The organism is Rothia koreensis, assembly GCF_004136575.1.
GTDB classification, from domain to species: domain Bacteria; phylum Actinomycetota; class Actinomycetes; order Actinomycetales; family Micrococcaceae; genus Rothia; species Rothia koreensis.
The window spans coordinates 95,197-116,981 of the sequence record NZ_NOIQ01000002.1; the positions used below are offsets into that span (position 1 = coordinate 95,197).

Annotated in this window: 18 protein-coding genes; 7 read left to right on the top strand and 11 right to left on the bottom strand. The window is 64.8% G+C overall.

The annotated features are described in order from the left end of the window. Nucleotides 1-7: 7 nt before the first annotated feature. From EWU68_RS04110 to EWU68_RS04120, 3 genes are all read right to left on the bottom strand, one after another. Nucleotides 8-1,546 (bottom strand): alanine/glycine:cation symporter family protein, encoded by a 1,539-nt coding sequence (locus EWU68_RS04110; RefSeq protein ID WP_129314617.1) that lies wholly within the window; start codon nucleotides 1,544-1,546, stop codon nucleotides 8-10. Between the two features lie 215 nt (nucleotides 1,547-1,761). Further along, entirely contained in the window at nucleotides 1,762-2,190 is a 429-nt protein-coding gene (locus tag EWU68_RS04115; protein ID WP_129314619.1) for a hypothetical protein, read from the bottom strand. 133 nt (nucleotides 2,191-2,323) lie between these two features. Further along, a complete protein-coding gene (locus tag EWU68_RS04120; RefSeq protein ID WP_129314621.1) occupies nucleotides 2,324-2,989 on the bottom strand; it encodes an HAD family hydrolase in 666 nt (221 codons plus the stop codon). Between the two features lie 99 nt (nucleotides 2,990-3,088). On the opposite strand from EWU68_RS04120, the gene EWU68_RS04125 reads away from it, so the two are divergent. The 4 genes from EWU68_RS04125 (at nucleotide 3,089) to EWU68_RS04140 (ending at nucleotide 7,813) form a co-directional block, all read left to right on the top strand. After that, nucleotides 3,089-3,673: a hypothetical protein gene (locus tag EWU68_RS04125; protein ID WP_129314623.1), complete on the top strand. Its 585-nt coding sequence runs from the start codon at nucleotides 3,089-3,091 to the stop codon at nucleotides 3,671-3,673. A gap of 163 nt (nucleotides 3,674-3,836) precedes the next feature. Further along, nucleotides 3,837-6,434: an ATP-dependent chaperone ClpB gene (clpB, locus tag EWU68_RS04130; protein WP_129314624.1), complete on the top strand. Its 2,598-nt coding sequence runs from the start codon at nucleotides 3,837-3,839 to the stop codon at nucleotides 6,432-6,434. Nucleotides 6,435-6,442: 8 nt separating this feature from the next. Beyond that, nucleotides 6,443-7,435 carry a Sir2 family NAD-dependent protein deacetylase gene (locus tag EWU68_RS04135; protein WP_129314626.1) on the top strand — a complete coding sequence of 331 codons (993 nt, stop codon included), beginning with the start codon at nucleotides 6,443-6,445 and terminating at the stop codon, nucleotides 7,433-7,435. A gap of 174 nt (nucleotides 7,436-7,609) precedes the next feature. Next, nucleotides 7,610-7,813, top strand: coding sequence for a DUF3073 domain-containing protein (locus EWU68_RS04140; protein WP_129314628.1), 204 nt, complete (start codon nucleotides 7,610-7,612; stop codon nucleotides 7,811-7,813). A gap of 708 nt (nucleotides 7,814-8,521) precedes the next feature. On the opposite strand, the gene purM is transcribed toward EWU68_RS04140, so the two are convergent. From purM to EWU68_RS04180, 8 genes are all read right to left on the bottom strand, one after another. Next, the gene (gene purM, locus EWU68_RS04145) at nucleotides 8,522-9,673 is read right to left on the bottom strand and encodes a phosphoribosylformylglycinamidine cyclo-ligase (RefSeq protein WP_129314630.1); all 1,152 of its coding nucleotides are present in this window, start codon (nucleotides 9,671-9,673) and stop codon (nucleotides 8,522-8,524) included. Between the two features lie 30 nt (nucleotides 9,674-9,703). Continuing rightward, complete coding sequence (gene purF / locus EWU68_RS04150) at nucleotides 9,704-11,350, bottom strand: amidophosphoribosyltransferase (RefSeq protein ID WP_129314632.1); 1,647 nt, start codon at nucleotides 11,348-11,350, stop codon at nucleotides 9,704-9,706. Between the two features lie 110 nt (nucleotides 11,351-11,460). Continuing rightward, nucleotides 11,461-11,862 carry a DUF1097 domain-containing protein gene (locus tag EWU68_RS04155; RefSeq protein ID WP_129314634.1) on the bottom strand — a complete coding sequence of 134 codons (402 nt, stop codon included), beginning with the start codon at nucleotides 11,860-11,862 and terminating at the stop codon, nucleotides 11,461-11,463. Between the two features lie 9 nt (nucleotides 11,863-11,871). Further along, nucleotides 11,872-12,270 (bottom strand): sterol carrier family protein, encoded by a 399-nt coding sequence (locus EWU68_RS04160; RefSeq protein ID WP_129314636.1) that lies wholly within the window; start codon nucleotides 12,268-12,270, stop codon nucleotides 11,872-11,874. A 1-nt stretch (nucleotide 12,271) separates the two neighbouring features. Continuing rightward, nucleotides 12,272-13,267, bottom strand: coding sequence for an asparaginase (locus EWU68_RS04165; protein WP_129314638.1), 996 nt, complete (start codon nucleotides 13,265-13,267; stop codon nucleotides 12,272-12,274). A 37-nt stretch (nucleotides 13,268-13,304) separates the two neighbouring features. Next, on the bottom strand, nucleotides 13,305-14,819 hold the full coding sequence (locus EWU68_RS04170) for an MDR family MFS transporter (RefSeq protein WP_129314639.1): 1,515 nt from the start codon (nucleotides 14,817-14,819) through the stop codon (nucleotides 13,305-13,307). A 143-nt stretch (nucleotides 14,820-14,962) separates the two neighbouring features. Then, nucleotides 14,963-16,453: a glycoside hydrolase family 32 protein gene (locus EWU68_RS04175; protein WP_129314642.1), complete on the bottom strand. Its 1,491-nt coding sequence runs from the start codon at nucleotides 16,451-16,453 to the stop codon at nucleotides 14,963-14,965. A gap of 6 nt (nucleotides 16,454-16,459) precedes the next feature. Beyond that, on the bottom strand, nucleotides 16,460-17,818 hold the full coding sequence (locus EWU68_RS04180) for an MFS transporter (protein WP_238692310.1): 1,359 nt from the start codon (nucleotides 17,816-17,818) through the stop codon (nucleotides 16,460-16,462). A gap of 115 nt (nucleotides 17,819-17,933) precedes the next feature. On the opposite strand from EWU68_RS04180, the gene EWU68_RS04185 reads away from it, so the two are divergent. From EWU68_RS04185 to purD, 3 genes are all read left to right on the top strand, one after another. Beyond that, on the top strand, nucleotides 17,934-18,944 hold the full coding sequence (locus EWU68_RS04185; protein ID WP_162421303.1) for a LacI family DNA-binding transcriptional regulator: 1,011 nt from the start codon (nucleotides 17,934-17,936) through the stop codon (nucleotides 18,942-18,944). A gap of 313 nt (nucleotides 18,945-19,257) precedes the next feature. Further along, entirely contained in the window at nucleotides 19,258-20,352 is a 1,095-nt protein-coding gene (locus tag EWU68_RS04190) for an LLM class flavin-dependent oxidoreductase (protein ID WP_129314646.1), read from the top strand. A gap of 88 nt (nucleotides 20,353-20,440) precedes the next feature. Next, nucleotides 20,441-21,733, top strand: coding sequence for a phosphoribosylamine--glycine ligase (gene purD, locus EWU68_RS04195; RefSeq protein WP_129314648.1), 1,293 nt, complete (start codon nucleotides 20,441-20,443; stop codon nucleotides 21,731-21,733). Nucleotides 21,734-21,785: the final 52 nt, after the last annotated feature.

The following is a 21,785-nucleotide window of genomic DNA, read 5'->3' on the forward strand; positions in this document are numbered from 1 at the left end:
CGCCGGATCAGTGCCCCGGAGTGCCGGCCCTCACCTTGTCGGGGCCCTCCGGCCCCTGCGGGTCACCCGGTTCCTCGACGGCCTCGAGCGCCGGGTGATCGCTCGACAGATCGACCTGGTGGTCGATCTGGGCGTCCAGGGCTCCGGGATCCGACCCCATGAATCGGTCGATCTCCTCGGTCGTGGCGTCGAAGGACGGGTCGTGCCGCAAATATCGACGCGTTTCTCTCACCACGAAGCCGGACAGGATGAGCAGTCCGATCAGGTTGGGGATCGCCATGATGCCGTTCATGACGTCCGAGAACTTCCACACGAGGGTCAGGGGCGCGACCGCACCCATGCCGCAGGCCACCGCGAACACGGCGCGATACGTCGTGATGCCGAAGGTTCCGCCGCCGAGCCTCTCGATGCAGCGTTCGCCGTAGTAGGCCCAGCCCAGAACGGTGGAATATCCGAGAAGCACCAGGCAGATCGTCACCACGATGCCGCCCCAGTTCCCCGGCAATCCGGTCGCGAACGCATGGGAGGTCATGACGTCGGGGTCGTCCTTCTCCCAGACCCCGGTCGTGATGATCACGAATCCGGTGATCGAGATGACCACCAGAGTGTCCACGAATGTTTGGGTCATGGAAACAAGCCCCTGGCGGACCGGGTGCGAGGTCTGGGCGATCGACGACGGGATAGATGCCGTGCCCATTCCGGACTCATTGGAGAACAAGGACCGGGATACGCCGATCTGGATGGTCATGAGCAGCGAGCCCACGAGCCCACCGCCGGCGCCGTGCGGGGTCAGGGCGTTGCCGAAGATCAGGGCGATTGCGTGCGGCAGCGATTCGTAGTTGACCGCGATGATGTACAGGCCCCCGAACACGTACAGCCCGATCATGAGCGGCACGCAGAAGACAGTGATCTTTGAGATGGACTTGATGCCGCCGAGCAACGCGATCAGGGTCATCACACCAATGACGACGGCGGTGACCCAAGGCGCCACCGAGAACGTGTTGTCCAGGTTCGCCGCAATCGCGTTCGACTGGGTCATATTGCCCACGCCGAACGTGGCGACGACGGCGCAGGCGGCGAAGGTCACGGAGAGCAGCCACCCGAATCTGTTCGGAATGCCGCGAATGAGGTAGACCTGCGGTCCGCCGGTCAACTCACCCTTCTTGTCACGGGTCCGGAAACGGACGCCGAGAAAGCATTCGCTGTACTTCGACGCCATCCCGACCAAGGCGGTGACCCACATCCAGAACAGGGACCCGGGACCGCCCATGTGAATCGACAGGGCGACGCCGACGATGTTTCCGGTCCCGACGGTCGCGCCCAGAGCGGTCGACATCGCCTGGTAGGAAGAGATCTCTCCCTTTTCCCCGGATTGGCGGCTGCGGCGGCCGAAGGCCAAGGACATGGCCTTGCCGAAGTACCGGAATTGGATGCCCGACAACCGGAAGGTCAGGAACAGGCCGGTTCCGAGAAGGAGCGGCAGCAACAGCCACGGGCCCCAGACGAAACTGTCTGCCGCGTTGATGACGGAACTGATGTGCTCCACTGGAATTCCTCGTTCCCCACAACGTATTTAGTATCGCCGCTGGTCAGCGGCACTTTCCGGGTCCGAGGAAAGTCTACTGAGAGTAGCAATACGTCCTCGTCCGCTCCGACAAACCGTCGCTCGGAGGGTTCTGGCGGCAACGAAAACGCCGCCCGCGGAACCACCGCACGTGGTGCGGAGGGTGCGCGAGCGGCGTCGTCGGCGGGCGGCGAAGACTACTTCTTCTTGTTCTTCTTCTTGCCCTTGCTCTGGAGGATCAGGGCGAGCGCGATGGCCGCGATCCAGGAGTCCTTGGCGACGGCGGTGCCGGCCTGGGACGGGCGGATGCCGTCTTCCTCGGTCATCTCGTCGGTCTTGAAGTACATGGTCAGCAGGCCGCCGGCGAATGCGCCGAGCGCGAGACCCGCAACGCGGCTGGGGACCACGGGGAGGACCAGGGCGCCGCCGACGACGAACTCGGAGTAGGCGAGAGCCTTGCCGAAGGTCTCGGCGTCGAGATCCTTGACCGCGGGGAATGCATTCGCGGCCATGGACTGCAGCTGTCCGGCGGTCTGCTCGTCGAGGTTGAGCTTGCCGTAGCCCGAATTCAGGATGAAAGCACCGGGGATGGCGCGGAGGGCCAGGTTGGAGAGAGAAAAGGCCATGGTCGTTTCCTTTCGTCAAGGGTTGCAGGTCCGGTCCGGCCTGGGCCGATACCCAGGCGGTCCACCTGGGCACAACCCTATACCGTGCGTCGGATGCCCGTCAGGTGCGCGTCACACTCGGCACGGGCAGGCGTCAGGACGGGCGCGGGGCGAACAGGTCTCGGAACTTCTCCAGGCTCAGTTGTTCGTGGTCCAAGTGAACGGTTCCCTGGTCGGCGTCGACCGTTTGCATACCGGGGACGACGACGGTTTTCATTCCGGCCGCCATCGCGCTCGTGACGCCGGAGGGGGAGTCCTCGACGGCGACGCACTCGGTCGGATCCACGCCGAGACGATGAGCGGCCATGAGGTACGGCTGGGGGTCGGGCTTGGGCTCGGTGACGTCCTCGTTGCCGATGACGGCGTGGACCAGCCCTTCCGGCGCTCGCCCTGCCGTCATGGTGGCGATTTCTGCGGTCGCGTTGGTGACGATGGCCGCGGGGATGCGCTCCCGGGCCAGCTCGTCGAGCAGGTTCTGGATCCCGGGGAGGAACGGGACGTCCGTGCGGGAGACGATATTCCTCGCGTCGGTGGTCAGGCGAGACAGCAGCTCCTCCCGCGACAGCGGAATGCCCAGGTCCTGGAGCCGGATGAGGGTCTCCACCATGGGGCGGCCCAGGCACGCGAGCGTGTCCTCCTCGGACCACGTCACGCCGAATTCCGCGGCAATCTCCGTTTTGGCTCGGGCCCAGAGGGGCTCGGTGTCCACCAGGGTGCCATCGTGGTCGAAAAATACTGCTGCGGGGAAGGGAATCGTCATGCTGTACACCCTACTGGGAGTCGGGCTGAATGAGCCCACGGGGCTCGAGCGGGCGGAAGCCCACGAGCGGTCGCATTCCGGGTCTTCTACACTGGAAGGGTGAACTCCGCCGAACCCAGAACTTCCGACGACCGGACCTTCACTGCCGGCCATCTGCCAGGCAGGCGAGCGAGCGCTTGGTTGCGCGTCTCGGTGTGGTTGGGGTTTCCCATGGCGTGCGTGGGGGCCCTGTGGATCTGTTTCGGGCGGTCTCTCTTCGGCGCGGGCGGCTCCCTGGTCCCGACGTTCCTGGTCAGCGTCGGGCCGTTGTTTCTCGTTGTCATGCTGATTGCCTCGTGGCGCATGCGCAAGGATGCACAGCGGTACGAGGCGGGAACGACGTCGCCCCTCCTCTCGGTCGTGCAGACGCTCACGTGGATCCTCGCCGGCATCTTCGGTTTCCTCATTCCCGACCGCGTGGACGGAAAGACGGTCTCCGGCCTGTCCCAGGTCTTCGGGCAGGACCTCGTGGGGCTCTCGGCCGGCTTCGGCAACACTTTCGCGATCCTGACGTTCGTCGGGGCGTTTGCGACGCTCATCATCGCCATCGGCCAGGAAAGGTTCAGTGACCGGAAGTCATCGGGTCGGCCGGCGACCGAGGACGAAATCCTGGATGCGCTGAACTACAACGACGGCCAGTACTGAGGGGATGACGTCGGATGCGTGACCTTCCCGATCCGCGCCGATCCGCCGAAAAACCTGTGGAAAACTTTGCCCCCATGCCTATACACAAAGACTTGAGCGTAGTAGACTCAAGTTAACTGCAAAAGATCGACGCAAACTAACGTACATAGCAAAGGAGCCCATCTTGGACACCAAATTCACCACCAAGAGCCAAGAGGCTCTGAACGCCGCGAACATGAACGCCCAGACCGCAGGCAATCCGCAGATCGAGCCGGCACATATTCTCAAGGCGCTGCTCGATCAGCGCGAGGGCGTCGCCGTCGCGGTGCTCAAGTCTCTCGGCGTCGACATCGACTCGCTGTCCGCCGAAGCCAGCGCCCTCATCAAGAAGTTGCCTTCTTCCTCCGGGACGTCGGTTTCGCAGGCCCAGTTCTCCCGGCAGTCGCTCATGGTCATCCAGAACGCCCAGGAAGCCGGAACCAAGCTGGGGGATGACTACATTTCCACCGAGGTTCTGCTCCTCGGCCTGGCCGAGGTCGAGGACAATGACGCCGCCCGCGCGCTCGCATCCGCCGGGGCCACCGCGGATGCGGTCGAGAAGACCCTCCCGTCCGTGCGCGGCGATCAGACTGTGTCCTCCCCGGACCCGGAAGGGACGTTCCAGTCCCTCGAGAAGTACGGGACCGACCTCACCGCCGTCGCCCGGTCCGGGAAGCTCGACCCCGTGATCGGGCGCGATTCCGAAATCCGCCGCGTGGTCCAGGTCTTGTCCCGCCGGACCAAGAACAACCCGGTTCTCATCGGAGAACCCGGAGTGGGGAAGACTTCCGTCGTCGAGGGCCTTGCGCAAAGAATGGTTTCGGGCGACGTCCCGGAATCCCTGCGCGGCAAGACCCTGATCGCCCTCGACCTCGGATCCATGATCGCCGGCGCGAAGTACCGCGGCGAATTCGAGGAACGCCTCAAGGCCGTGTTGGACGAGATCAAGAAGTCCGAAGGCCAGATCGTCACCTTCATCGATGAGCTGCACACCCTCGTCGGCGCGGGGGCGAGCGAAGGCTCGATGGACGCGGGCAACATGCTCAAGCCGATGCTGGCGCGCGGCGAACTGCGGCTCATCGGCGCCACCACCCTGGACGAGTACCGCGAGAACATCGAGAAGGACGCCGCCCTCGAGCGGCGCTTCCAGCAGGTCTACGTGGGTGAACCGACGGTCGAGGACACCGTCGGCATCCTGCGTGGACTCAAGGAGCGGTACGAGGCCCACCACAAGGTCCAGATCGCCGACTCCGCGATGGTCGCGGCGGCAGCCCTGTCCAACCGGTACATCACCGGTCGCCAGCTGCCCGACAAAGCCATCGACCTCGTCGACGAAGCCGCCTCCCGCCTGCGCATGGAAATTGACTCCGCCCCCGAGGAGATCGATGAGCTCCGTCGCGTCGTGGACCGCATGACCATGGAAGAGCTGGCCCTCACGAATGAGAAGGACCCGGCCTCGATCGAGAGGCTCGAGGCTCTTCGCTCCGACCTCGCGGACAAGCGTGAGGAACTGGCTGCCCTGAACGCGCGGTGGGAGGCCGAGAAGGCCGGGCTCAACCGAGTGGGTGACATCAAGTCGCAGATCGACGAGATGCGCTCGCAGGCCGAAGTCGCCCAGCGGGACGGCAACCTGGCCGAGGCGTCCCGCCTTCTGTATGGGGAGATCCCAGCCAAGCAGCAGGAGCTGGATGCCGCACAGAAGGAGGAGAACGAACAAACGACCAGGGAAACGATGGTCTCGGAGGAGGTCACCGCAGACGACATCGCCGAGGTCATCTCCAATTGGACCGGAATCCCGGCCGGGCGGATGCTTCAGGGCGAGTCCGAGAAGCTGCTGAACATGGAATCCGAACTCGGCAAGCGTCTCATCGGCCAGAAGACCGCGGTTGGCGCCGTGGCGGACGCCGTCCGCCGCTCGCGAGCCGGGGTCTCCGACCCGGACCGCCCGATCGGTTCGTTCCTGTTCCTGGGTCCGACCGGTGTGGGCAAGACCGAGCTGGCAAAATCCCTCGCCGAATTCCAGTTCGACGACGAGCATGCGCTCCTGCGCATCGACATGAGCGAGTACTCGGAGAAGCACTCCGTGTCTCGCCTGGTCGGTGCCCCTCCCGGATATGTGGGATACGAGGAGGGCGGCCAGCTGACCGAGGCCGTGCGGCGTCGTCCCTATTCCGTGGTCCTTCTGGACGAGGTGGAAAAAGCGCACCCTGAGGTCTTCGACATCCTGCTCCAGGTGCTCGACGACGGCCGCCTGACCGACGGCCAGGGCAGGACCGTGGACTTCCGCAACGTGATCCTGATCCTGACGTCCAACCTGGGGAGCCAGTTCCTGGTCGACCAGCAGCTGGACGACAAGGAGAAGAACGAGGCCGTGATGAACGTGGTCAACGCGTCCTTCAAACCCGAATTCCTGAACCGGTTGGACGAGATCATCATGTTCGACCCGCTCTCTACCGAGGACCTGTCCAAGATCGTGAACCTGCAGGTTCAGGCGATGGGCAAGCGCCTGGGTGACAAGCGGCTCTCGTTGGACGTGACCCCGGCGGCGACGGAGTGGCTCGGCATGACCGGATACGACCCCGCCTATGGTGCGCGGCCGTTGCGCCGGCTGGTTCAGAGAGAGATCGGTGACCGGCTCGCCAAGGGAATCCTCTCGGGCGACATCCACGACGGCGACGTCGTCCACGTGGACGTCAACCCGGATGTGGCGGCCGACGGGCTGACCGTCACGGCGACCCGCTAGGAATCGGCATGGAGGACAGCTCATCGGGGGCCGGCGCGGCGCTCGGGCCGGAACCTGTGCAGGGAACCGGCCCCGGGGCCGGCGTCGGACTCGGCGATGCGCACCAGGCCGCGCTGAGGTCCATCGCGAGGGTCGTGGACGAAACCGCGACGCCGACACCACCTAATGAGGCACGGCGAGGAATCGCGGGACTGTTGCGCCGGGGACCCGCGCTGGTCGTCACCGGTGCGGGTGTGTCCACGGGATCCGGAATTCCGGACTATCGGGGGCCGCAAGGTTCATTGCGCCGTCATCGGCCGATGACCTATCAGGAGTTCCGGAACGATCGAGAGGCCTCGCACCGTTACTGGGCACGCTCCTTCGTCGGCTGGCGACTCATGAACCGCGCAGCGCCGAACGTGGTCCACTATGCGCTGGCCGAGCTCGAGCAAGAGGGGATGGTGGGCGGCGTCGTGACGCAGAATGTCGACGGTCTCCATGCCCGGGCAGGGAGCCGGAACCTGGTGGCCCTGCACGGGGACCTCAGCTCGGTGGCCTGCCTCGTGTGCGGCTACGTCGAAGACCGGAACTCTTTCGACCGACGTCTCCGGGATGCGAATCCTGGTTACCTGGAGTCGGTCAGTCTGGACCCGAGCCTGGTCAATCCGGACGGGGACGTCGAGCTCTCCTCGGAGTGGGTCGATCGATTTCGAATGGTCGGTTGCTTCGTGTGCGGGTCGACCCTTCTCAAGCCCGACGTCGTGTACTTCGGGGAGCCGGTGCCCGTCGACCGCAAGGAGCGGGCGCGTTCGATGCTCGAGGACTGCTCCTCGGTACTCGTGGCAGGGTCCTCGTTGGCTGTCATGAGCGGTCTGAGGATCATCCTCGACGGGTTGCGGCAGGGGAAGCCGCTCGCCGTCGTCAATGGGGGACCGGGACGGGCCGATACACGTGCCACGTATCTCTGGAGGAGCGAGGTGGAACCGGCATTTCTCCAGCTCCTCGACGAACTGGATGTGTAGGCGGCTTTCTTCGAGGGCTGAACCGTATCCCCGTGTCACGTACGTTCCTCGGTGGGCATACTACTTCCAAACCATGTACCCTTAATTCACGGAAGATTGACGGACATTCCGGGGTCGTACTGTGTGCCCATCACAGTGCCGCCAACGGAGCGAGCGATTAAAGGGGGTCACGCCATGGGGCGCGGCCGTCAGAAGGCTAAGGCAACGAGGCAGGCGCGGGAGATCAAATACTTCAGCCCGCAAACCGATTATTCGGCGCTCGAACGAGAACTCAGTGCGGCGAAGGGTCGGCGAGCCGAACGAGACGACGTCCACCCTGAAGAGGACGAGTACTCGGACTACGCGGACGAGTACGACGATCCCACGGGGGAGCGATAAGGCCGCTCGGCAGTCACACCTGCCGTCTCGACGTCAGAAGCGCACCGGTTGATGGATCAACCGGTGCGCTTCTGTCTGTGCGCGAGGTGACCGAGGATGATCACGCGTGCGTGGGCGCCCTTGAGCGGTTCTGCCTTGTGCGTGGGTCCTGCCCCTGTGCTTGCTCCTGCGCCCCCTGTGCTGGGGCTTGCCACCTGCGTGGCGGTTACCCGATTGAGCGGCGGTTGGCGTTGTTAGGTGGCGGTGTAGACGCCACCTATTGGGGGAAAGCGCCCCGGAATCGGGCAACCGCCTCCCTACCGGGGGTCTGACGGCCGTAGAATCGGCCCGTTCTTGCGGGTAACCGCCACTGGATCGGGTAATCGCCACCCAATGGGGTGTCAGGCGCCCTCGAGATCGGCCCGTTCTTGCGGGTAACCGCCACTGGATCGGGCAATCGCCACCCAACGGGCCGGTGGGTATCTGCGGAATCGACTCAGTCATGCCGGCAACCGCCACTGAATCGGGCAACCGCCACCCAACGGGCCGGTGGGTATCTGCGGAATCGACTCAGTCGCGCCGGCAACCGCCACTGGACCGGGTAACCGTCTCCGAACCGGACAACCCCACCCCGGAATCGGGCACACGGCAGACGCACCCTCGCCTATAGGTCCGGGGCGCTCCTGGGTGAGGGGGCCACTCCGGGGGCGCCTCTGCGAGAGGGGCCGCTCAGGCGTAGGAACCCACCATGCGCACGGCGCCGCCGTCGACACCCTTGGCGCCCTGGACGTAGTCGGGGTCCTGGTCGGCGGGCGCATCGGCCCGAGCCACGGTGCCCAGAACCCATGCGTTCGAGCCACGGTCGTTGAGATGGCGCACCGCGGCGTCGGCAACGGAAGGATCGACGATCGCGACCATGCCGACCCCCAGGTTCAGGGTGCGTTCCAAATCCGGTTCCGGGACCTTGCCCAGTTCACCGATCACGCGGAAGATCGCCGGGATCTCCCAGGACGAACGGTCGATCCGGGCCTCGAGACCCCGCGGGAGGACGCGGGCGAGGTTCGCGGCCAGGCCTCCGCCGGTGACATGGGAGAACCCACGGACACCGTGACCTTGGGCGCCGTCGTCGCCGAGGACCGGGAACGTCCGGGCGAGGTCGAGGACGTCGGCCGCGTAGACGCGGGTCGGCTCCAGGAGCTCCTCGCCGAGCGTGCGCCCGAATTCCGAGACCTCACGGTCCAAGGACCAACCCGCCATGTTGATCACCTTGCGGACCAGGGAATAGCCGTTCGAGTGGATCCCGGAGGACGCCATGCCGATCACCACGTCGCCTTCGCGGACACGCTCCGGCCCCAGCAACTGGTCGGCCTCCACGATGCCGGTTGCGGCACCCGCGACGTCGTACTCGTGCTCGCCCAGCAATCCCGGGTGCTCGGCCGTTTCGCCGCCGACCAGGGCGGTCCCGGCTGCGGAGCAGGCCGAGGCGATGCCGCGGACGATGTCCGCGATCCGTTCGGGAACCACGCGACCGCATGCGATGTAGTCGGTCATGTAGAGGGGTTCGGCGCCCACGACGACGATGTCGTCCACGACCATGCCCACCAGGTCGTATCCGATGGTGTCGTGCACGTCCAGGGCCTGGGCGATGGCCACCTTCGTTCCCACGCCGTCCGTCGAGGTCGCGAGGTACGGCTTCGAATAAGCCGTCAGTGCCGAGACGTCGAAGAGTCCGGCGAACCCGCCCACACCGCCCACGACACCCTGCTTGTGCGTCTCACGGACGGCCTCCTTCATGAGCTCGACGGCGCGATCGCCTGCCTCGACGTCGACGCCGGCACTCGCGTACGTCAGGCCCGCAGTGGTCTGGTGGGGTTGAGCCATCTCTGGTCCTTCTGGATCGGTGGTGTGCTGTTACTTGGTCCGGGACCCGCGGTCCTGCGGCAGAACCAGGGATTCCAGATCCGAATCCGGCCCGGGCTCGCACGAAGAGTTCTTCGCCGTCGTCGCCTCGGTCCGGGAATCGGAGGAGGAGCTCTTCGGTGCCGACGACGCCCTCGAAGCCCGGTTCGGGCGGGAGGTCGCCGCGGAGGAGGAGCGATGGACGTCGAAGAGGTTCTTGCCGAGACGATCGGCATCCGGAAGATCGATGGGGTACTTTCCGGTGAAACAAGCCGTGCAGAGGCGTTCCCGGGGCTGCTCGGTCGCCTCGATCATGCCGTCCTCGGAAATGTATCCGAGAGAATCGGCACCGAGGGACTGTCCGATTTCCTCGATCGACATCCCGTTCGCAATCAGCTCCGCGCGCGAAGCGAAATCGATGCCGTAGAAGCAGGGCCACTTGACCGGCGGGGACGAGATCCTCACATGGACTTCGGCGGCGCCGGCCTCCCTCAGCATCCGCACCAGTGCCCTCTGGGTGTTGCCCCGGACAATCGAATCGTCCACGACCACCAGTCTCTTGCCCTCAACCACGGTGCGCAGAGGATTCAGCTTGAGTTTGATGCCCATCTGGCGCATGGTCTGGGTCGGCTGAATGAACGTGCGACCGACATAGGAATTCTTGACAAGCCCGTTTCCGTACGGAATACCGGATTCTTCCGCGTAGCCGATGGCCGCAGGGACCCCGGACTCGGGAGTTGGCATGACCAGATCGGCGTCGACCGCGTGCTCGCGGGCCAGTTGCCGTCCCATCTCGACCCGAGACTCGTAGACGGCTCGGCCGTTGATCACAGCGTCAGGACGGGAGAGATACACGTGTTCGAAAACGCACCCGGCCGGAGTCGGTTCAGCGAAGCAGCGAGAACGTACGCCGTCCTCGTCGATCGCGATGAATTCACCGGGCTCGACGTCGCGGACGTAGGTCGCTCCCACGATATCGAGGGCTGCCGATTCCGAAGCGACGACCCAGCCCCTGTCCAACCTTCCGAGGACCAGCGGGCGGACACCGTAAGCATCGCGGGCCGCGTAGAGCGTGTTCTCGTCGATCAGGGTCAGGCAGAAAGCGCCCTGGAGCGTCGGAAGCAGGTCCATGGCCGCTTCCTCGAGGGAATCATGAGGATGCTCGGCCAACAGAGCGGTGACCAGAGCCGTGTCGGTGGTGTTCCCCTGGGCGACTTCACCGGCCGACGGGAACCCGGACTTGTCGATCAGCCGGTCGTAAAGATCCGCCGAGTTGGTCAGGTTGCCGTTGTGGGCGAGTGAGACCGTGCCGTGCGGCGTCGATCCCAAGGTCGGTTGGGCATTCGACCAGGTGGTCGCTCCCGTGGTCGCATAGCGGCAGTGGCCGATCGCCATGTGACCGCCCAAGGTCCCCAAAATGGTTTCGTCGAAGACCTGGGACACCAGGCCCATGTCCTTGTACACCGAGATGCGCTCGCCGTTGCTGGTCGCGATCCCGGCCGATTCCTGGCCACGATGCTGCAGGGCATAGAGACCGAAATAGGTGAGGGTCGCGACGTCCTCGCCCGGGGCCCATACCCCGAAGACGCCGCATTCGTCCTGGGGTGCTCTCTCTCCGGGGTCGATATCGTGTGTGAGTTTACCGTCGGGTCGAACCACGAAAGCTACTTCCTGAATGTGCGGTCTGGAGGATCGTGCCGTTGCCGCCGGTGCGGAACAACGGGGACGAAAGCAAGTCTATCCGGAACTGCCCAGTCCGCGGAGGCCGACTATTTTTCGACGTCATCATCCACGCGGACCGCGCGAAATCGCGTGGCCTGTTTGCGAGAAATGCGGTCCGCGACCAGGCCGACGAGGGCACCGAGGACGGCGCCGGCGGTTCCGAAGATCACCGCCATCATCCCGAAGATGGCGCCGGGGGTGTATTTCTGGTCGCCCGGGCCGAGAACGGTCGAGAGGACAGCGACGATGAGTCCGATGACGAGGCCTGTCACCAGGAACGCGATGACCGACGGCGCCCGGCGCACGACGACCTCGCGCTCAGCAGGCCCGCGGTTGGTCGAGCGACCTTCTGCGGGACCGTGCTCAGGCTCGTGACGCTCTGGATCGGGGGACGTCGCGTGGCCCTCGGACTCGTTGGGATCGCCGGGCGAAGTAGGGGGTTCGGTCATGGTTCCAGGTTACCTGTTCTGGGCGGTGCGCTTCATCGACGTCCGTGTTGCAAAGAGCGGGAGGAGCACCGACAGGTCGCTTCGATTGCCGGATGCATCCACCGACCCGCTCGCTCGCGCTTCCTCCCACGTCAAGCGCCCTGTGGCGAGTCCGAGCCAGGTCGCGGCCGTCGTCTCGACCACGTTGGGCGGGGTGCCGCGAGTGTGTCGCGGGCCCTCGATCGCCTGTGTCACGCCGAACGGCGGAACCCGGACTTCGACGGAATTTCCGGGGGCACGATGCGCGAGTTCCTCGAGGGCATAGCGGACCGCGGTTGCCGTGGTCTTGCGGCCTGCGGCGTCCGGATCTGCCTCCCAGGACCGGAGAGCTGCGAGGCCGACGTCGTCCGAAATCTTGCGTCGTGCCACGTCAGGCCTCCTCGAACGCGGATCCCAGCCGTACGCCGCCCACCGTGCGCCCTCCGCCCGTGATCGGAAGGGTCACGCGCGGCAAGAGCGAGACGACGTCGTCGTGGGGCACGTATCCGTTTCTGTCCAGAAGGGTCAGGGCCACCAGGGTTGCGGCCCTGAAAGAGCCGTCCAAGCACTTGACCGCTACCGCGGCTCCGTCGCGGGTCCCCACGCTCAGCACGCCCTCGGCGCCGAATTTGGCGACGACGTCGAGCTCCTCCATGACCACGGTGTTCGGCTTGCCGTGGTTCTGCACCATCTCGGGGTAGTCGGCCATCGCGGTGGCCACCGTCGCGACCCTCGCGTCGGCGTGGATGTTGCGAATGCCCGCACCCAACGTCCCGTAGGCCGTGGCCAACCCGTTGAGGCTGATGGTCGGTACGGGGGCCCCGCACCCGTCGACGCCGACCAGACCCACGGGCTCGCCCGCGAGCTCTTCGACGATTTCCATGACCAGTCGTTGAACGGGATGGTCAGGCTCCAGATAGGTCGCCGTGTCCCATCCGTTCTCCGCGCTCGCGGAGAGGAAGGCTGCGTGCTTCCCGGAGCAGTTGAAAGCAATCCGCTGTTTGCCTTTGTCGTTCGTCAGCAGATAGGAATGCGCCCGTTCGTCCTTGGGGTAGGCCTCCGGGCACTGGAGATCGGCGGGGGAGAGTCCCGCTGCGTCCAGGACGTTCGCGACCACTTGCATCTGTTCGAAGGAGCCCTCGTGGGACCCGGCAGCGATGGCCACCTCGGCACCGCGCAGGGGAGCCCCGGCCTTGAGGGATGCGATCGCTTGGAACGGTTTGAGGGTCGAACGAGGGAAGATCGGGGCCGTCGTGTCGCCGAGGGAGTCGACGACGTCACCCTCGGGCGAAACGACCGCCGCGGCCCCGATGTGGCGCGACTCGACGAAACCGCTCCGTTCGATGACCGCCAACTCGACCGCGTTTTCCCAGCTGAAAGTCTGCATACGGGACATTGTTCCACGGTCGTGGGTGGCTCGTGGACTACCGTGCGGCGTCGTCCTCCTCCTTGACCTTGCTGATGAACGGCGCGATGAGGATCGCGACGACGCCGAGCACACCCCCGAAGCCGAAGGCGACATGGGCCCCGCTGATCTGGGCATCGTTGTCGGACGCGCCCCCGACGACCGCGACGGCTGCGCCGAGGGTCAGTGCTGCGGTCAGCAACGCTGTGCCCGTGGCACCGCCCAGCTGTTGGAGGGTGTTCATGATGGCCGAACCGTGGCCGTACAGCTTGTGCGGCAAGGAACCGAGAGCAACCGTCATCATCGGCGTCATGATCATGGCCATGCCGAGGCTGAACGTGATGTGGACACCCACGATGTAGGCAATTCCCGTGCCCGGGGCGACCAGGAAAAACAGCCATTCGCCCGCGGTGAGCAGGATCGTCCCGGGAATCACCACCGGCCGGGGACCGAACTTGTCGTAGGCTCGTCCGATCAGCGGTGAAAGCAGGCCCTGGATCAGGCCGCCCGGCAGCATGACCAGGCCGACGGTCAGCACGCTGAAACCCATGCCCGATTGCAGGAGGATCGGCAGGACCATGACCGACCCGAGCATCAGGGCCATCGCGATCATGAGAACGGACACCCCCAGGCGGAAATTGCGAACCCCGAAGGGCCGCAGGTCGAGGAACGCCGATTCGGAGTTCCTCTGGAGCCGGCGTTGCCGCGACACGAAGAGGCTGAGCCCGATGACGCCGAGGACGAGCCCGATCAAGGGCACCGGGTTTCCGGCGACGATTGCGCTCACGGAGCCGAGCGCGTAGACGATGCCCCCGAACCCGACGATCGCCAGCAGGACGGAGGGGACGTCCAGGGGGAGGGCACGAGTCTGACCCGTGGGCTTGAGGACCAAGCTGCCGGTGAAAAGAACGAGCACGCCCATGGGGAGCATGAGCCCGAAGACCCAATGCCAGCTCAGTGCATTCACGATGATGCCCGACAGGGTGGGGCCGATGGCGGGTGCGACCGCGATGACCACGGAGTTGAGGCCCATGACCGTTCCGCGGCGTGCGGGAGGGACCATGATGAGGGTTGAGGTCATGAGCAGGGGAAGAACGATTCCCGTGCCTCCGGCCTGGATGATGCGTCCGGCGAGAATCGTCGGGAAATTCTGGGCAAAAGTCGCAAGAGCAGTCCCCACCACAAAGAGGCTGAGCGCGACGACGAAAAGCCGTTTGATCGTGAACCGCTCGAGCATCCACCCCGTGGTCGGAATAATGCAGGCCATGGTCAGAAGGAAGCCCGTCGTGAGCCATTGGGCCGTGGCCGCGCTGATGCCGAAGTCGTTCATGATGTCCGGGATCGCCACGGACAGAACCGTTTCGTTGAGGATCATGATGAGCGCCGAAACGACCAGGACGGCCAGGACACTCACGATGTGCCGTGTCGTCAGTACTTCGGGAGAGCGATCCGAGTCCGACTCCGACCGCGCCGCGGCGTCGTCCTGCTGGACGGACGGGGTCCGGGAGTTCGTGTGCGAGGCGTCTGAGGACATACACGTACCTAGTTTCTGTGAGAAGTGGAGCCCCGATAGTGTCACAGTGCGCCACTCCGGCGTAAGTGCCATGAACCTGTGATGTCCGGCATGGTCGCGGCGATCAACAACGTTCGGGCTGAGGCCACGAGCCGAGTCCCGACCTAACCCCAGTGCCCACTCATCGGCCGAATCGTCAGTTCCTTCACGGCGGCCTCCCCTGACTCCACCATGAGGGCCACCCGGCGCTCGCCAGCGCCGGGGAAAGCGAAGGAAGAGATCGATTCCTCGCCCTCGTTCAGGAACACCTCGACCGATCCGCGGTCAACCAGGACACGCAGCGCGAGGGTGCCGTCCTCCGTCGCTCTGGCAGGAGCGGAACGTATTCCGCGATCGGCAGTCACTGACGCACGTCGGTCCAGCACAACGCGTCCCATTTGGTCGTCGTAGGCCACGAATGCTGCTTCCGCCCCGTCGCTCGTACGACCAATGGACAGCCCCGCCCGTTCGGCCGTCGTGGCGTGCAGGTCCAGCACCAGGTCGATCTCGGCCGTGTCGATACCGGCCACAACATCGCGCACACCCTCCGAGGCAGTGAAGGTCCCGAATGCGCGGGAATCTTTGCCCAGGAGAGCGATCTCGGCTACCGGGCGGTTGCGCAGACGAAGGCGGCTGTCCAAGGAAAGGACCCGTGGAACGGTCAGCTGGCCCGCCCATTCATCGGCCTGAGTCGGCAGTTCGCGGTCGAACGCGCCCATCCATGCGAACAGGATTCGTCGGCCGTCGGGAGCTTCAAAGGTCTGCGGGGCATAGAAATTGTGGCCCCAATCGAGGTGGCGGTATTCGGTCAACGGGGAGAAATCGCCCCCGGGCGTCCATTCGCCGACCACGTACCCCGCATGGTGACCGTTGCGCCCGGTGTAGCCGCGCGGTGTGCGGCCCATGGGGCAGATGAGAAGCACCCAGTGATCGCCCAGTGGGAAGAAATCCGGGCACTCCAGCATGAACGAGTCCTCGTCCGGGTCCCGGTAGAGGATGCGGTCGAACACCCAGTCGGTCAGATTCTCGGAGCGGTACAACCAGACCTCTCCCCGGTTCCGGGCCGAGCACGCGCCGAAGACCATCCACCAGGTTCCCTCCGTGCGCCAGACCTTGGGATCGCGGAAATGAAGCAGATCCGCGGGGCCTTCGACCACGACGCCGTGCTTTTCGAAGGTCACCCCGTCCGACGAAACCGCCATGCACTGGACTTGGATGTTTCCTTCATCCTCGTTGATCCCATTGCGCCAACGATGGCCCGTGTAAAAGGCATAGAGGCGGCCGTCGTCGCCCTCCACGGCGGAACCGGAGAACACACCGTCACGGTCCTCCTCGAGAGAAGGCGCCAGGGCGATCGGTTCTCTGGTCCAGGTGACGAGATCCACGCTGGAAACGTGTCCCCAATGCATGGGTCCCCACTGCGACGAATGGGGGTGATGCTGGAAGTAGGCGTGGTACCGACCTTGGTAGAAGCACAGTCCGTTGGGATCGTTGATCCATCCTGCGGGGGCCGCGATGTGGAATTGCGGATACCACCGGTCGTTGCGTCGTTCCCTCAGGGCGAGGTTCGCGGACTGTGCGGCGTCGATACGGTTCTTCAGAGTCGAGTCGGGCATGGGAGATTACGCTTTCTGGGATTCTCGTGGGGCATCTCGGAGGAAGGGGTCGCCCTGTACGTCCTGGTCGTCCCTCTTGAGGACCAAGAACCCATACGCGGCGGCGATCAAAACGATGCCGGCGATGACGTAGAACGTCGGTTGGTAACCGATCGCGTCGCGCAGGTTTCCCAGTACGGGGGAGAGGAGGATGTTCCCGATCTGGGATGCCAGCTGGAAACCGACCATGTACATCGTTGCGGACAGAGCAGGGTTGAAGTGAACCGTGAAGTATCGAAAGACGGGGAGGATGCAGAGGGCGACTTCGGGTGCGTGGAACATCTTGACGAAAGAGATCATCACCGGGTCGTGGAAGACGGCGCACCCAAGGATCCGCAGGAACATGACCATCATCCCCAGCATCAGAGTGTTCTTGACCCCGATTTTCCGCATCAGAATGGGTACCAGGCCCAACATGATGGCTTCCAGGAAAACCTGCACGGAATTGAGCACTCCGTAGACCTGTTGACCGTGGCTCGGAGTGTCGAAGAGTTTGGTGTAGAAGTCGGGGAACATCTGTTGGTCGAAGACCGTGTAGAAGGTCCAGGAGAGCAGAACGAACACGACCATCGCCCACAGTGAGGGAAGGCGCAGTACGCCGAGCATCTCGCGGAGCCCCGGCGTGGTATCCGCCCTGGTGGGATCCATGGTGGTGGTCATCTCTTCCCGGGGCGGGGTGGTCGGTGCTTTCCACAGAGTCAGGACGAGGAAGCACAGAATGCCGAACACGGATCCGAGCCAGAAGTTCAGATTCGGGTTGACCGTGAAGAGGAACCCGGCAATCAGGGCCACAACCGCGTATCCGAAAGAGCCCCACATGCGAGCCTGGCCGTACTCGTAGTTGTAGGTGCGCGACAGGCGTTCGGAGAAGGCCTCCATCAGTCCCGCCGCGGCGACGAAGCCTGCCGAGAGCACGACCGCACCCACGATGGTCCCGACCATGAACGCGTTCTCCAGCAGCGGCCGGTACACCCAGATCATGAAGGGGCCGATCAACGACATGATGATCGAGGCCCCGATCACCAGGTGGCGTCGGATGCCCAGTCGGTCCTGGACGGCGCCGTAAGCGAGCATGATGACCAGGGTTCCGGCGGAATTGATCGAGTAAACGGTTCCGACCGCGCCACCGCTGAGGCCCAGCCCCGAGCTCTCGTCCGTCAGCCAAATCTGAAAGAACGACCACCAGACGCCCCACGAGGCGAAGAAGAGGAGGAGAGTCACGGAGCTCTGCTGGTAGGCGGGATTCTTGAGCTGCTGCTTGATTCTGGAGGAGTCGGCCACGCTGCCACTTCCTTGTGATTCGTCGTCGGGCATGTCGGTTGTCATGCTAAATCGATTTAGCAGAACGGTATCACCGATCTCTCGCGTGGTCCACGTCTCACGTAGGATGGGCTACGGCCGGGCCCGGACGGGCGAGAGCCGGTGGCTAACGAGGAGATCCATGAGCAAGCGCCCTACTCAGGCCGACGTCGCCCGCAGCGCGGGGGTGTCCGCGACCACCGTGAGTCTCGTGCTCAATGGCAGGACCGGAACGAGGATCTCCGACGACGCCGCACGTCGGGTCAGGGTCGCCGCGGAGACGCTCGGTTATTCCCCGGATCCGACCGCCCTGAGCCTGCGCACGGGACGGACCAAGACTCTCGGCTTCGTCTCCGACGGCGTCACGGTGACCCGCTATGCCTCAGCGATGATCCGTGGAGTCTTGGACGCGGCAGAATCGAAGGGGCAGAGCGTCATGATGGCCGAGGTGGATGACCATCCGGACCGTTGGGAGAGGGCCATTGTCGACCTCTCGGACCGCAAGGTCGATGCCATCGTCGTCGGTCTCATGGTCGCCCGCACGATCGAATTGCCGCCCATGCCTTCCGGGGTCTCGACGGTGATCGTCAACGGTCTGTCGGGCGGACTCCCGAGCGTTCTTCCGGACGAATTCGCAGCGGGACGAGCCGCCGCCGAATATGTGATTCGGGCAGGACACCGTCGCATCGCGTTCATCGGCCGGTCGGAACGCATGCTGGACCCCGTGGTATCGGCCACGGTCGGACGGCGCTATCAAGGTATCGACCGTGCCATGGCCGATGCGGGACTGCACTTCACCACGACGTGTGACCTGCCCGAGTGGGAACCAGGTCCGGCACGGGAGGCTGCCATGTCTGTGCTCGGGTCGCCGTCACGCCCTACCGCGATTCTTGCGGCGAACGACCGCGTGGCTTTCGGCGTCTACCAAGCGGCGGCAGACCTGGGACTCACGATCGCACAGGACGTATCGGTCATGTCTTTCGACGACGAGGCTTTGGCGGACTACCTGCGTCCCGGGCTGACAACCATGCGCCTGCCCTACCGCGACATGGGTATGGCCGGGGTCAGGGAGGCCCTGAATCCGGGCAACGACCTCCTCGAGCTTCCGATGCCGCTGGTGGAGAGGGGATCGGTGGCGCCCCCTCGGGGGTGAACAGGACGGCTGGAAGGTCCCGGTGCGGGCCGTCGGAGTGCGGCGCATCGCTTCGCGGTGAATTAAGCCTTTTGACCGAAGCAGGTCTCACACCCGCCGAAGCCCTGGACGCCGCGGCGGGCGGCTTCTGTCCGCCAGAATCCCCATGATTTTGTAATTACCAGACGATCTGCACTCAAGGATCCGGGAGTTCGAAAGGCTCGCCGCAGGTCATGTATGACGTATTTTTGCCCCGAATGTCGGCCCCGATGCCCCGCCGTGAGCGGGGCAGTACCGTGACGAGAACGTCCAGACAACGACTCGGGGGATTGATATGAACGCGATCAAACTTCACTGGTTCCTGCCGACGAGCTCCGACTCCCGGGGCATCGTCGGAGGAGGTCACGGCGCCAATGTCGTGGGAACCGCGGCGATCAGGCGGCCCGACCTTCGTTACCTGACTCAAGTTGCGCAGGCCGCCGAATACAACGGATTCGAATCCGTGCTGACGCCCACCGGTCTGTGGTGCCAGGACTCGTGGCTGACCACGGCCGCAATCGCCCAGCACACCGAGACCCTCAAATTCCTCGTCGCGTTCCGTCCTGCGGCCATTTCGCCGACTCTCGGGGCACAGATGGCCGCGACCTACCAGGACATTACCGGTGGGCGCCTGAACGTCAATATCGTGACCGGAGGGGAGTCCGCGGAACAGCGAGCATTCGGCGACTTCAACGACAAAGACACGAGGTACGCCAAGACGGGTGAATTCCTCGACGTCGTCGGCCGCCTGTGGGACCACGGCGAACCGTTCGACTACGAGGGCGATCACATCCGAGTGGGTCAGGCGCGACTGGCCCATGCCCCCGAGCCGCGTCCCGAGATCTATTTCGGCGGATCCTCCCCGGCCGCGGGCCGAATTGCCGCCGCTCACTCGGACGTCTACCTCACCTGGGGCGAGCCCCCGCAGCAAGCGAAGGAAAAGATCGACTGGATTCGGGGACTGGCCAATGAGCAGGGGCGCAACGTCAGGTTCGGAATCCGGTTGCACACCATCTCGCGGGACACGTCGGAGGAGGCTTGGGCGGTCGCCGAGAAGATGTTGGACGGGCTCGACCCGGAGCTGATCAGGAAGCAGCAGGAAGCGTTGCGCCGGTCCGAGTCGGAAGGCCAGCGGCGGATGCTGGATCTGAACCGCGGGTCGGTCTCGGATCTCGAAATCCACCCTGGGCTCTGGGCCGGCGTGGGACTCGTGCGCGGGGGAGCCGGTACGGCACTCGTCGGGTCCCACCGGGAAGTTGCCGACCTCATCAAGGAATACATCGCGGTCGGGTTCGAAGAGTTCGTGCTCTCCGGGTATCCGTGCCTTGAGGAGGCGTATTGGTTCGGCGAAGGCGTACGTCCGCTCCTGGCCAACGAGGGACTCCTGTAAACCGGCCGGATACGGTTGAACGCGCAACATCGGCCGGGAAGTCGGAAACGATGCGTACTCATCGTTGCCGATTAGCTATGGTTGCTCCATGAAGATTTTGGTGCTTGGCCCGGGCGGGCGCGAACACGCGATCATCAGCGCGCTCCTGCGCGATCCGGCCGTCACGGAGGTCCACGCGGCACCCGGGAACGCCGGGATTGCCGAGATCGTTCGGACTCATGCCGTGGACGCGAACAGTCCGGAGGAGGCCACTGCTCTCGCCGAACGCCTGGATGCGGACTTGATTGTGATCGGTCCCGAAGCTCCCCTGGTATCCGGCGTGGCGGACGCTCTGCGAGAGGCCGGGTTCCCGGTGTTCGGCCCCAACGCCGATGCCGCCCAGCTGGAGGGCTCCAAAGCATTTGCCAAGGAGATCATGGCCGCCGCCAACGTCCCGACAGCGATGGCCCGGGTCGCTCATGACCTCTCGACCGTCGAGGAATGCCTCGATTCCTTCGGGGCACCGTACGTCGTCAAGGACGACGGCCTGGCCGCCGGCAAAGGTGTCGTCGTCACCGAGGACCGCGACGCCGCTCTGGCCCATGCCGAGGCCTGTTTCGATGCGGGCTCGTCCGTGGTCATCGAGGAATTCCTGGACGGTCCGGAGGTCTCGCTCTTCGTGATCAGCGACGGGCGTCGCACCGTGCCCCTCACCCCGGCCCAGGACTTCAAGAGGATTTACGACAATGACGAGGGGCCGAACACGGGCGGCATGGGGGCGTACACCCCGTTGCCGTGGTTGCCCGAGAACTTCACCGATGAAGTCGTCCGACGGGTGGCCCAGCCGACGATCGACGTGATGGCCGATCGCGGAACCCCCTTCGTGGGCGTCCTCTACTGCGGACTCGCACTGACGAGCCGCGGCATCCGAGTCATCGAATTCAACGCTCGCTTCGGCGATCCGGAAACCCAGGCGGTGCTGGCCCGATTGAAGACGCCGCTCGGCCAACTTCTCCTGGAGGCCGCCCAGGGCGGGCTCGACGGCCGAGAATCTCTGCGATGGGATCTCCGGACCGCCGTGGGGGTCGTCATGGCGGCCGAGAACTACCCGGAGGCCCCGCGCAAGGGCGACGTCATCACCGGTATTGCCGACGCCGAGGCCCTCGAGGACGTCTCCGTTCTGCATGCCGGGACCAGCAACAAGCGGACGCTGTCCGGCACGGACTCGGTAGTGACCTCCGGAGGCCGGGTACTCGCCGTCGTCGCCCTCGGCGAGGATCTGGATGACGCGAGGACAAAGGTCTACCGAGGCGTCGACAAGATTTCCTGGGACGGCGCACAGTATCGCCGAGATATCGCGGAGAAAGCCGCAGCAGGCCAGGTCAAGGTTCCCTGTCCCTAGACCACACATCGTCGGCCTCGCGCGTGCGGCGTGGGGCCCGCACATCACTCAC